The 11,125-nt window shown below is 66.9% G+C and carries 13 protein-coding genes; 12 read left to right on the forward strand and 1 reads right to left on the reverse strand.

What is annotated here, in order from left to right:
* Positions 1-37: 37 nt before the first annotated feature.
* Positions 38-460 (reverse strand): hypothetical protein, encoded by a 423-nt coding sequence (locus ACVN90_RS09665; RefSeq protein WP_243073689.1) that lies wholly within the window; start codon positions 458-460, stop codon positions 38-40.
* A gap of 410 nt (positions 461-870) precedes the next feature.
* On the opposite strand from ACVN90_RS09665, the gene ACVN90_RS09670 reads away from it, so the two are divergent.
* From ACVN90_RS09670 to ACVN90_RS09725, 12 genes are all read left to right on the forward strand, one after another.
* Positions 871-1,932 (forward strand): ArdC-like ssDNA-binding domain-containing protein, encoded by a 1,062-nt coding sequence (locus ACVN90_RS09670; protein ID WP_475101896.1) that lies wholly within the window; start codon positions 871-873, stop codon positions 1,930-1,932.
* Positions 1,929-2,816 (forward strand): bifunctional DNA primase/polymerase, encoded by an 888-nt coding sequence (locus ACVN90_RS09675; RefSeq protein ID WP_475101897.1) that lies wholly within the window; start codon positions 1,929-1,931, stop codon positions 2,814-2,816. The genes ACVN90_RS09670 and ACVN90_RS09675 overlap by 4 nt, the downstream gene beginning before the upstream one ends.
* 29 nt (positions 2,817-2,845) lie before the next feature.
* Positions 2,846-3,481, forward strand: a complete 636-nt coding sequence (locus ACVN90_RS09680) for a DUF2637 domain-containing protein (RefSeq protein WP_475102094.1) — start codon at positions 2,846-2,848, stop codon at positions 3,479-3,481.
* A gap of 3 nt (positions 3,482-3,484) precedes the next feature.
* Positions 3,485-3,862, forward strand: coding sequence for a hypothetical protein (locus tag ACVN90_RS09685; protein ID WP_475101898.1), 378 nt, complete (start codon positions 3,485-3,487; stop codon positions 3,860-3,862).
* 84 nt (positions 3,863-3,946) lie between these two features.
* Positions 3,947-4,768 carry a hypothetical protein gene (locus ACVN90_RS09690; RefSeq protein ID WP_475101899.1) on the forward strand — a complete coding sequence of 274 codons (822 nt, stop codon included), beginning with the start codon at positions 3,947-3,949 and terminating at the stop codon, positions 4,766-4,768.
* Entirely contained in the window at positions 4,765-5,820 is a 1,056-nt protein-coding gene (locus ACVN90_RS09695; RefSeq protein WP_475101900.1) for a ParB N-terminal domain-containing protein, read from the forward strand. The genes ACVN90_RS09690 and ACVN90_RS09695 overlap by 4 nt, the downstream gene beginning before the upstream one ends.
* A gap of 71 nt (positions 5,821-5,891) precedes the next feature.
* Positions 5,892-6,542, forward strand: a complete 651-nt coding sequence (locus ACVN90_RS09700; RefSeq protein ID WP_475101901.1) for a hypothetical protein — start codon at positions 5,892-5,894, stop codon at positions 6,540-6,542.
* A 4-nt stretch (positions 6,543-6,546) separates the two neighbouring features.
* On the forward strand, positions 6,547-7,710 hold the full coding sequence (locus ACVN90_RS09705) for a M23 family metallopeptidase (RefSeq protein WP_475101902.1): 1,164 nt from the start codon (positions 6,547-6,549) through the stop codon (positions 7,708-7,710).
* Positions 7,707-7,979, forward strand: a complete 273-nt coding sequence (locus tag ACVN90_RS09710) for a DUF6112 family protein (RefSeq protein WP_243073696.1) — start codon at positions 7,707-7,709, stop codon at positions 7,977-7,979. The genes ACVN90_RS09705 and ACVN90_RS09710 overlap by 4 nt, the downstream gene beginning before the upstream one ends.
* A 73-nt stretch (positions 7,980-8,052) precedes the next feature.
* Entirely contained in the window at positions 8,053-8,322 is a 270-nt protein-coding gene (locus ACVN90_RS09715; protein WP_243073697.1) for a DUF6112 family protein, read from the forward strand.
* A 28-nt stretch (positions 8,323-8,350) separates the two neighbouring features.
* Complete coding sequence (locus tag ACVN90_RS09720) at positions 8,351-9,658, forward strand: type IV secretion system protein (protein WP_243073698.1); 1,308 nt, start codon at positions 8,351-8,353, stop codon at positions 9,656-9,658.
* Positions 9,655-11,118, forward strand: a complete 1,464-nt coding sequence (locus tag ACVN90_RS09725; RefSeq protein ID WP_475101903.1) for an SCO6880 family protein — start codon at positions 9,655-9,657, stop codon at positions 11,116-11,118. The genes ACVN90_RS09720 and ACVN90_RS09725 overlap by 4 nt, the downstream gene beginning before the upstream one ends.
* Positions 11,119-11,125: the final 7 nt, after the last annotated feature.

Here is an 11,125-nt window from a genome sequence, read left to right on the forward strand (position 1 = left end):
CGCACGGGTGGTCGGCGAGGACCGGCGTGGGCACTGCTCAGGTTTGTGTCATTTCCTCATCCAGGAACTTGCTGATCGCTTGAAGTGCCTTCGGCGAGACGTCCCCCAGCGTTCGCGCGGCGTACGACTTGACTCGTGCCGCGCGCATCGAGCGGATCAGGTCCAATTGGGCATTCACCTTCTCGGGTGTTGGCGCGCCCTCCTCGCCGAGGAGGAATGGCGCGTCCACGTCGAAGAATGCGGCCAGCCCGTCGACGATGACGGGATCTCTGACGTACCGGTGGCCGTTGACCATATACGTCCATCGCGACCTCGACAGGCTTGCTCCTCGAGCTTCGAGGAATGCAGCGATCTGCGCGTAGGTCGGCTCCGCACCTGACTCGGCGATGGACACATCGAGCAAGAGTCTGAGGCGCTTCGCCAGATCCTCGGCGGCCGCCTTGTTGTCGTCTTCCGTCATTCCACTGGACCACCCTTCGCCCTCGGGTAAGGCAAGGCATCGTCGCTGATATCCGCATGGCATCCATCGATTTGGGCATGCTCAAGCTATCTGTTGCGCATGCTCAAAGCAAGGGTTGCGCATGCTCAAACTTGGTGCTAGACCAGAGTCAGTTCATGTTGAGCATGCTCAATGGAGGTGACGACAAGACAGAATCAAGACACGACTCGACGGCAGGTTGACGCCGGTCGAGCTTCGCCCGCCACTCGGAGCGAAGACCTCCGAGCCCCTCGAGCTTGCACTCTCGCCTTCAGATGACCCCGCGCACGCGGTGCGGTCTCGCGAAGTGCCTCATCTGCTCCCGATGGAGCACCTCAGTGTCATGGACGCGCAGAGAAGCAGCGCGCCGCCACTCAGGAGAGGTGATCGTCGTGTCCGACCAGATGACAAGGCCCGACTCGGAATCGAAGTTGAACGAGCTGCACGATCGACTCGTCCGTTCTGTGGAGGCGTTGATCGAGAGCGACGATTGGAATCGAGCGCTTGAGTTCGCAGCCCACTTCCGCTCGCGCTCCTTCAACAACACACTCCTCATCTGGGCTCAGCACACCGCGGCGTTCGAGGCCGGCACAGTCGTCGAACCGATGCCGACCTACGTCGCCGGCTTCAGGCAATGGGAGAAGCTGGGCCGAAACGTTGTGGCCGGTCAGCACGGCTACATGATCTTCGCGCCCCGCACGGCGCGGTTCGCGACCACCACTCCCCTGGATGCCTCGTCGTGGCGCCGTCTCGCACCGCGGGAGCGTCCGCGGGCAGGCGAAGCCGTGCGCGCGGGCATCACGGGCGCCCGGCCGGCGTATGTATGGGACATCGCGCAGACGACCGGCGCGCCCATCGCCGTGCTCCCGCATCCCCAACTTCTACGCGGCGACGCGCCCCCCGGGCTTTGGGATGGGCTTGCCACGCTGATCGATGCAGAGGACTTCAGCCTGTCGTTGGTGGCCGATGCGACATCCATCGATGGTGCGAACGGGCGGACCGACTTCTCGAGGCGGAACGTGACGATTCGCGAGGACATGGATGCCGCTGCCCGGACGAAGACGCTGGCTCACGAACTCGCCCACATCCGGCTGCACGGGCCGGACCACGAAGCGCTCGCGCACCGCGGCATCGGGGAGGTCGAGGCCGAGTCCGTAGCACTGATGGTCGCCTCGGCTCATGGCATGGACACGAGGGACTACACAATCCCCTATGTCGCCGGATGGGCAACTGCCGTTCCGGATTCGGATGCCGTTGCGGTGGTGCAGCAAACGGGTGAGCGTGTTCGGCGCACTGCCGTCGCGATCCTCGACGCGCTCCCCACGGACCAAGTCGGCGCAGGAGACCCGCCCGGCCTGGATCGTCCCGCGCCTGCGCGAGAACCGCTGCGAAAGCCGACTTCGTCCACGCCGCCGCGGATCGCCGAGCCCATCCCGGCGCGGAGCATTTCATGAACGTCGCCGATGTCCTGCTGCGAGTCGGCCGCCTGGACACGAGCGAAGCCGCACTCCAGTTCGCGGCGGCGGGGGTTCCAGTCTTCCCGTGCGAACCTCAAGGGAAACGGCCGTTGACGGGCGCTGGGTTCCTCGACGCCACACGCGACATCGAACAGGTCAGCGCATGGTGGCGGCGCACACCGCACGCCAACATCGGAATGCCGACCGGCCGCGCGTCCGGCATCGACGTCGTCGATGTAGATGTCAAAGCTGACGGATCAGGGTTCCCCATATTCCATCGCGCTGTGGACGAGGGGCTTCTCGACGGCGAGCTCGCACGGGTGCGAACGCCGTCGGGCGGTCTGCACATCTACTTCCCGGCTGCGGGTCCGCAGCGGTGCTGGCAGGCAGCCCGTTCGCATATCGACTTTCGCGGCGACGGCGGATATGTCGTCGTCCCTCCCTCCATGGCCCTCACAGCTGGGGGTACGAAGTCATACAGTCCCTTCTCGTTGTCTTCTGCGCCGGCACGGTCCATCGATGCTGTCGCTCTTCGCGACTTCGTGGACCCGCGACCAATGCGAGAAGGGCGCGTGCAGACCGATGGTGTGAGCGGCGAATTGCTCTCGCGCTGGGTGTCCCGTCTGCGTGAGGGCGAGCGCAATCACGGCCTGTTCTGGGCGGCGTGTCGCCTGAGCGAGGCCGGCGTCATCGCGGACGCGATCGTGGAGGTTCTCGGGCCGGCTGCCGCGCGCATCGGGCTGGACGCGAATGAGATTCAGCGCACGATCTACTCCGCGTGCCGCCATACGCACGCCGGCCGGCCGAACGCCGGACTGCCCACCGCGAGCGGCGCACCGCCCGGGCGACAACTGTCGAGTGCAGCACGGAGTCTCCCGTGAACGCGGCGAGAGGCGGCATCCGTCTCGCGATGCTGACCGCTGTCGTGGGCACCGTATTCATAGCGGCGGGAGCGTTCTGGCTGTCATTCACGTCGCTCGCAGACCTCGCACGACGCTCAGGCTTGGGCGTCGACCAGGCGTGGGCGTGGCCTCTCATTGTTGACGGCATCATCGTCGTTGCAACGGTCGCGGTCGTCGTCCTCGCGGGGACGCGCGCGGCCTGGTACCCCTGGATGCTGCTCTTCGCAGGCGCGCTGATCTCGGTCACCGGCAATGCGCTCCACGCTGTCGTGACGGCGACGTCCGATGTGCCGCTTGTCCTGGCTGCGGCCGTCGCGGCCGTCCCACCGCTCGTGCTGCTTGCCATCACGCATCTCACTTCGGTCTTGACCCGCCACGCCTCCAAATCGCCTGCCGCCGAGCAGGCTCTCGAACCCGAGTTGCGATTGACGGTCGTCACGGACGCAGACAGCCCCCGTCCCTTCGTCGACCGAGTGCCCAGCGCAGTCGCTAAGGCAGGGCCAGACGACGCGGCAGAGCTCCGCGCTTCCGGATGGTCGAACCGGGCGATTGCTCGGCGCCTCGGCGTCCATCCATCGACCGTTGGCAGATGGCTGCAGGACCGCGTGGCAGGACAACAGCACGAACTCACAGAGAGGATTTGAGCGATGGACGACACACCACACAGCCGGGAGGAGGGGGTTCTCCGGCCTCTGACGGAGAACGAGACTCTCGAGTTCATGGAGGAGGGTCACGCTCCGCACCGCGCTCACCTCCAGCACGCCGCCTCCGAGCGCAGGCTCCGAGCGAACCTCACTCCCGAGCATGGCGTCGAGTGGGTTCGCATCGCAGACCTCATCAGCTCGGGCACCGGACGTATCGCAGGGCGCGGGATCGACTTCGAGGCCGAACTCGCCCGGCGCCTGCGGCATCCCGTCGGCGCGACCCGCCAGGCAATTACGGATCGCCGCTCCGCGTTGCCTCCGCTCGATGCATTCGGGCGGAGCCGCGCGCGGACCAGTCGCGATGCGCTCGGACGGAGCTGATCAGAGATGTCTGCTAACCCGAGAACCTCCTCCGCCGCCACGGCGGAGGGCGCCGGGCGCACCTTCCAGGCAGGAGGTGCCACGATGCCCGAAGCAAGCCGCGCCAGAGAGGTCACGTTCAAAGACTCGGAAGGTCTTCGCGATCTGCTCGACCGCATGAGCACCACCGAGTCCGCGGCATGGCAATCCGATCGTGAGGTCGCCGAGCTCATGATCTACGCGGCAAAGCGGTTCGCGGCACTCGCACGCAAACACGGAATGGATCCGTGGGAGGCCGCGACTGCGACGTTCGAAGCAATGCGCGCAGCCTCGGTCCGCCGCGCCGACGACCCATGGGCGATCGTGACCCGCGCGGTTCAGGTCACATGCATCGCCGAGGAGCGAGCGCGGGGTCTCCTGTGTTCGGTCCATCAAGCGCGCAGGCCGCGATACTCCGTCTTCCACGACGCCGAGCGATTCAGCGACCGCGAGAACGCACTGGTCGACTATCACCCCGCGTTCCGCGTCGAATCACCGGATCCAGATGCATCGGAGCAGTCCGCAGCCGTCGAATCCGCGGTGGAGGACTCGATCGCCCTGTTCGCACTAGTCGGTTGGCCGGCCGACACCGCTCGGTCAGGAGTCGAGTACGTGTGCTCCCGGCTTGCCGACGCGACCTGCCGACCAGCGGCCTTCGAACAGCTTCGCCGCGATCACGCCGCTCGAGCCCTCCTCGACCTCCCCCAGACAGCGTGGCGAGCGATGCTCAGTGTCCTGCTGGGATGCCCCGACCCCGCCCAGGAGCACACGGCCGCGGGACGCGGCATCCTCCTCCGACTCCTCGTCGGCGAGTCGCTCGAGTCGTTGCTCCACGACGATCGTCTCCTTAAAGCCCTCCTCGAGAACGTGCCCTTCCAACGACCATGAAGCAGCAAAACCACATCGAGCTCGAGCGGTCCGTCGACTCCATCCGCGTCGGATCCAGGCACCGCGCTGACCTTGGCGACATCGACGCGCTGGCTGAATCGATCGAGCGCCAAGGCTTGCTGCAGCCAATCACGGTCACGCCCGAAGGCGTCCTCGTCTGCGGTGCGCGTCGCCTCGCTGCGCTGCGGCAACTCGGGGTCCGGAAGGTCAGCGTCTGGGTGCGTGCCGGCATCTCAGACCGTCTCACGCAGGTGCTCGCCGAGCAGGACGAGAACGCGCTCCACAAGCCGCTCTCACCTACCGAGGCCGCCACGCTGTATCGCGAGTGCAAGACGCTTCTCGCGGAGGATGCTGCGCGTCGACAGCTCGCATCCCGCTTCGGTGCCGTAGCCACCGGGGGCGGCTCGGACGGCGCCGTTACGGTAACGGCACCGGCGAAGCGGAACGACGGAGACACCCGAACCCAGGCCGCGCTTCTCGTCACTGGGCGGCGGTCGTTTACGACACTCGAGCGCATCGGCCGACTGCAGGACATCGCAGCGGATGAGTCACTCCCGGCTGAAGTCCGCCACCATGCACGGGCCGAACTCGACGCGGTAGAAAAGGGTGCCCCGGTGCTCCCCGCCTTCCGCCGGGTGAGCGGCGACCAAGTGCTGACGGAACTCGACGCAGTTGCCGAGTCGGTCAACGAGCCTGCGGAGGATCGGAGCGCCGCCGTCAAGGCCGCGGCGAGGATCCGAGCAGGCGAGGAGCTGTCCTGGGGTGAGGACCCGAAGCAGGTCGCCGTCAGGGCTCTGGCCCGATCCAAGGCGGCGAATCATTCGACGACTCCACCTCAGAGGATGTCATCCGCTGAGCTCAAGCGCTTCGTCTACACATGGGACGACCTCGCGGACTGGTGGGAGCGGTTCGATCCGTCGATCATCGCCAGCGGGCTCACGCAAGACGAGTGGATCCGCTTCGAGGCAACACTCGAGGGCAGTCTGAGTTTCGCTGATCGAGTCCGCGAGCTGCGCGGCGACAACTCGGCGACCTCGCAACGCGCCAGCTGAATCCTGCACTGAGGCAGCCAGCGCGCACCTCTCCGTCGACTCCTCCGAACTCGACTCGACGGGATACCCCAATGCACGCTCAGCGCCGCCGTCGGATCCTCATCGCGACAGTTCTCGCGGGTGCCGGGATCCTCGTCCTGCTGATCGCCATCGGCGTGTACGGGCTTCTTCGCGGCCCAGCATCCGCTCAATCGCGACCGGCACCCACAGCCAGCGCGACGGTCGCGACTGCTTCACCCGTCGCCCACCCACGGCTACTGGTCGCGTCGTCGGACGCGGAGGTGTTCGCGCGCGCTGCGGCGATCGCGTTGTTCCGGTGGGACACGCGCGGTTCCGCCGGACCCTCGGAGTGGGCACAGCCGCTCATCGATGTCGGAGACCCGGAGGAGACCGCGGGACTCGCATCGGACATCCGCGGCTACTCGCCGACGATCGAGCAATGGGAGCAGCTCAAGGCCTACGGGACGCGTCAATGGCTCGCGATCGACTCCGCAAACGTTCCCGCGACATGGGCGACGGCCGTGGCGCAGGCAGCACCCGGTCAGCTCCCACCCGGTGCGACTGCATACACGATCACCGGCGTGCGGCATCGCGACGGCATCTGGGACGGCGAGCCGATCGCCACCTCCAGCGACGTCGCTTTCACAGTCTTCATCGCCTGCCCGAGGGCACAGGATTGTCGGCTGCTCCGCCTTTCGCGACTGAACGAGCCACTCGAGTGACGCGATGGCGAAGCTGATCGGCATTCTGCTTGTCCTCGTCCTGACAATCCCCTCGGTCGGGCTGATCACTGTCGCGACCCTGCTCAGCCCGGCCGTCGCATCGTGCTCCGTCAGCAGCCTTCTCGTCGGCCCGATCCCCGACTCATTGACCGCTCGAACGCGCGACGGCCACGCGATCACTCTCCACAGGCCGCAGCTCGCACACGCAGCCACTCTCATCACGGTGGGCGCCCAAACGGTCGGCGTCGGCCGACCGGGAGTGCTCATTGCCCTGATGGCGGCTCTGACTGAGTCGACACTTCGGATGCTGTCGAACACGACCGCCTACCCGGAGTCGGCAAGTTACCCCAATGACGGCGACGGTTCGGATCACGACTCCCTCGGCCTGTTTCAGATGCGACCGGAGGCGGGCTGGGGCTCCGTTGGGGAACTGATGGGCGCGTCCTACCAAGCACAAGCGTTCTACGGCGGTCCGACCGGGCCGAATGCCGGCTCACCCCGAGGACTCTTGGATGTCGCCGGCTGGCAGTCGCTCGACCCGGGTGTCGCCGCGCAATCGGTCGAAGTCAGCGCGTACCCCGACCGGTACCAGAGCTACCAGCCCGTCGCCGAGGCCATCCTCAACGCCCTCACCTCGTCGCCGCCGAGATCGAGCGGCAACGGTGACGTCCGAGTCCCCGAGACGACGCGAATCGTGTTCCCACTCCCGGCCGGCACCTACACGGACACCTCGAGCTTCGGCTGGCGCACCGATCCCTTCACGGGCAAGCAGAAGTTTCACGAGGGCAGCGACCTCGCAGCTGCGGGTGGGACCCCAATCCTTGCGGTCGCCGACGGCGTCGTCACCTTCGCGGGCCCTCGGGGCGGCTACGGCAACCTGATCATCATCGAGCACACGGTCGACGGCGAGCGTGTCGCTTCCTACTACGCGCATATGTGGGATGCCGGCATCCACGTCGCGGCGGGTAGCACCGTGACAGCCGGACAGCACATCGGCGACGTCGGATCCTCCGGTCGATCGTCCGGCACCCACCTGCACCTCGAGATCCATCCGGGCGGGCCCTCGCACCCACCTGTGAACGCCATCGAATGGCTGGCGGAGCACGAGGCAGCGGGACTCGAGGGCGGGGCACTCGTACCGGCCGACTGCATCGCGACCGCATCATGAGCACCAACGTTTTCCCTGACTTCGGCGCCGTCGGGGGCGCCGACCAGCTTCGTGACATCGTGGGCGCGCTGATGATGTTCGCGCTCATCACTTCCGTCCTCATGCTCATCGTCTGCGCCACCACCTGGGCCCTGGCCGCAGGCAACGGGCACTACCAGACCGCAGCGCGGGCGCGACTCGGCGTCTGGCTGGCCTGCGGTACGGCCGCACTCGCGGGTGCCGGCGTCGCTTTCGTGAACTTCCTCCTCGGCATCGGCGCAGACCTCTAGTCCGGTGGGCAGGGGGCCAGGGAGCCCTGGCGCTCCTTCCCTTCGAACCATTCCGGCGAACGAGGAGCATCCCGTGATCGACATCGACCCGAACGCCACAGGTCTTCCTGGCATCGAGCAGCTCCGCGTCATCGTCGGCGCGGTCATGACGATCGGACTAATTCTCAGCGTTCTTGCCTTGATCGTCTCCGCGATCGTCTGGGGCTTCGGCGCGAACTCTTCGAACCCGCACCTCGCGTCACGGGGCAAGCTCGGAGTTCTCGTCTCCTGCGGGGCTGCGATCATCTGCGGCGCCGCGGTCACGCTGATCAACTTCTTCTGGGGCGTCGGCCAGACCGTCTGACCGGCGACACGAAATCCCAGGCCACCCCATGAGCGTGTGCGAGGTGCCGGTCATCGCCACCGTGTGCGATGCCGTCGGGGAGGGCACGGCAACGCTCATCGCCGCACCGTTCGACTGGCTCGCCTACGCGATGGGCTCGGCCGCCGCCTGGCTGTTCGAGGCAGTGTGGAGCGCCTTCGACAGCACGACGCTGGTCGACGTCAGGGCGCCGGGGTACGTCGACGTGTTCAACGTGCTGTTCGGTGTCGCCGTCTTCGTCACGCTCGTCTTCTTCTGCTTCCAGCTCATCACGGGGCTCGTGCGACGCGACCCCGGCGCTCTCTCGCGAGCGGCACTGGGACTGGGCAAGTCGATCCTCGGATCCTTCGTCGTGATCTCACTCACCGCCCTGCTGCTCGAGATTACAGACCAGCTCGCGATCGGCATCGTTCAGGCGACCGGAAACACGATGGCCGGCATCGGGGACCGGATCGCGCTGCTCGTCGCGGGCCTTGCCACGATCAACATCACTACGCCCGGCGTGGGTGCGATCGTCACGATCTTTCTGGCCGGACTGGCGATCAGCGCCGCCGCGATCGTCTGGTTCTCACTCCTCATTCGCAAAGCGCTCCTGCTCGTCGCGATCGTGTTCGGCCCGATCGCGCTGGCCGGCTCGGCGTGGGATGCGACAAAGGGATGGCTCGGCAAGTGGACAGCATTCGTCGTCGCGCTGATCCTGTCCAAGCTTGTGCTCGTCGTCATCTTCCTGGTCGCGGTGGCCCAAGTCGCGGCGCCCATCGACGCCGACCTCGCCTCGATCAGCGACCCCATCGCCGGAATCGTGCTGATGTTCATCGCTGCTTTCGCGCCATACATCACCTACAAGTTCCTCAGCTTCGTCGGCTTCGACATGTACCACGCGATGTCGAGCGAGCAGGAGGCCAAGTCCTCGCTCAACCGACCAGTCCCGGTGCCCACAGGACCGATGGCCGGTAATGCGGCGAAGATCCTCGGTGCGACCGGACAGCGCGGGGCGGGCACCTCAACCGGTGCAGCGACTGGTGGTGGCGGTACTGCTGCGACAGGAGCTTCATCAGCAGGTGCAGTGGGAGCCGGGATTGCGGCCGGCGCCGCTGTGGTTCACGGCGCCGCGACAGCGGGACCGAAGGCCGGTGGCGCCATCGCCGGGGCAGCGGATGCTCAGACCCAGTCCACCGGCGGCTCTGCGTCGTCCAGCCCGCGCGCGGTCGGCCGCGTACGTGAGGCATCTGTGGGCGTAGCGACTCCCGGACATCACAGCTCCGCACCCCGGCCGCCGTTGCGGGTCCCGCCACGACAGGGAGAGACACGACCATGACTCGACCGGAATCGAACTCGGCCTTCCAGCCGGTGCCCGTGCAGTTCTCGCGACTCACGCGTCGCGGCATCCTGCTCGGCCTCTCTCTTCCGCAGCTCATCGCCGTTTCGATCGGGCTCCTGACGATCGTCGTCGCGCTCTATTCGTCCGGGGCTGAAGCCGTCGCGTGGACAGCGCCGATCTGGCTCTCGGCAATCCTTGTCGCGAGCGTCGGCGTCGGTGGCCGGAAGATCGTCGAGTGGACTCCCGTGCTCCTCCAGTGGTCACGGCGCGTGTTGTCCGGACAGCTCACCTACCGCAAGCGGATCGAGCGTCCACGCCCCGCCGGTACTCTGGCACTCCCCGGAGATGCGGCACGCCTCCGCGAGTGGGTCGACGTCGAGTCGGGTGCCGTGATGATCCACGACCCTCACGCGCAGACACTGACGGCGGTTCTCGGGATCTCCCATCCCGCGTTCGTGCTGCTCGATCCCGCGGAGCAGCACCGCCGCGTCGCGGGATGGGGCCGCGTGCTCGCGGGCGCCTGTCGATCTGGCCGCATATCGCGAGTGCAGGTTTCCGAACGAACCCTCCTCGACTCAGGCACAGGACTCGACGAGTGGTGGGATCGCCACGGCGTCAACGACGGCAGCTGGGCCGCCGCGACCTATCGGGAGCTGATCGCGCGCGCAGGTCCCGCCGGTGAGCGACACGCCACCACGGTCAGCATCGCCCTGGATCTGCAGGCCGCGGGACGACAGATCCGAGCCGGCGGTGGAGGAATGCGCGGATCGGCGAGCGTGCTCCGACAGGAGATGGCCGCCGTCGTGTCCGCGCTCCGAGCGGCCGACCTCGCCGTGGGCGACTGGCAGGGTCCGGCCGAGCTCGCCACAGTTCTGAGGTCGGCGTATGACCCCGCGGCGAGTCTTGGTCTCGAGCGGCATCCTTCCATCGGAACGTCGCTTGCCAACGCCGGACCGGTCGCCGTTACGGAGACGTGGGATGGGTTGCGCAGCGACAGCGCGCATCATGTCGTGCTGTGGATCAGCGAATGGCCGCGATCGCAGGTCTTCCCAGGATTCCTTTCCCCGCTCGTGCTCTCCAACGGCGTGCTGCGCACAATGTCACTGCACTACATTCCGGTGCGATCCGATCACGCCGCGCGAGACATACGCCGCAAGAAGACGGAACTGATCAGCGACGCCCACCAGCGCCGTCGCATCGGGCAGATCGAGGATGCTGCCGCCACCGCCGAGTACGAAGACGTCCTGCAGCAGGAGGCCGACCTCACGGCCGGCCACGGCGTCCTTCGCACGATCGGGCTGATCAGCATCTCCGCCCCCACACAAGCGGAACTCGACGTAGCTGTCGCGACCGTCGAACAGGCCGCGATCCAAGCCTCCTGCGAGACACGTCGGCTCGTCGGCCAGCAGGCGCAAGCATTCGCGGCTGCTGCACTCCCCCTCTGTCGGCCCGCGTGAGTCGACA

Source organism: Microbacterium sp. F01, from assembly GCF_056156365.1.

Excerpts from the sequence above, each read along its gene's own strand:
- ACVN90_RS09665 (WP_243073689.1), bottom strand. The coding sequence starts at position 460 with ATGACGGAAGACGACAACAAGGCGGCCGCCGAGGATCTGGCGAAGCGC.
- ACVN90_RS09675 (WP_475101897.1), top strand. The coding sequence starts at position 1,929 with ATGAACGTCGCCGATGTCCTGCTGCGAGTCGGCCGCCTGGACACGAGC.
- ACVN90_RS09720 (WP_243073698.1), top strand. The coding sequence starts at position 8,351 with ATGAGCGTGTGCGAGGTGCCGGTCATCGCCACCGTGTGCGATGCCGTC.
- ACVN90_RS09690 (WP_475101899.1), top strand. The coding sequence starts at position 3,947 with ATGCCCGAAGCAAGCCGCGCCAGAGAGGTCACGTTCAAAGACTCGGAA.
- ACVN90_RS09725 (WP_475101903.1), top strand. The coding sequence starts at position 9,655 with ATGACTCGACCGGAATCGAACTCGGCCTTCCAGCCGGTGCCCGTGCAG.
- ACVN90_RS09700 (WP_475101901.1), top strand. The coding sequence starts at position 5,892 with ATGCACGCTCAGCGCCGCCGTCGGATCCTCATCGCGACAGTTCTCGCG.
- ACVN90_RS09705 (WP_475101902.1), top strand. The coding sequence starts at position 6,547 with ATGGCGAAGCTGATCGGCATTCTGCTTGTCCTCGTCCTGACAATCCCC.
- ACVN90_RS09680 (WP_475102094.1), top strand. The coding sequence starts at position 2,846 with ATGCTGACCGCTGTCGTGGGCACCGTATTCATAGCGGCGGGAGCGTTC.
- ACVN90_RS09695 (WP_475101900.1), top strand. The coding sequence starts at position 4,765 with ATGAAGCAGCAAAACCACATCGAGCTCGAGCGGTCCGTCGACTCCATC.
- ACVN90_RS09685 (WP_475101898.1), top strand. The coding sequence starts at position 3,485 with ATGGACGACACACCACACAGCCGGGAGGAGGGGGTTCTCCGGCCTCTG.
- ACVN90_RS09710 (WP_243073696.1), top strand. The coding sequence starts at position 7,707 with ATGAGCACCAACGTTTTCCCTGACTTCGGCGCCGTCGGGGGCGCCGAC.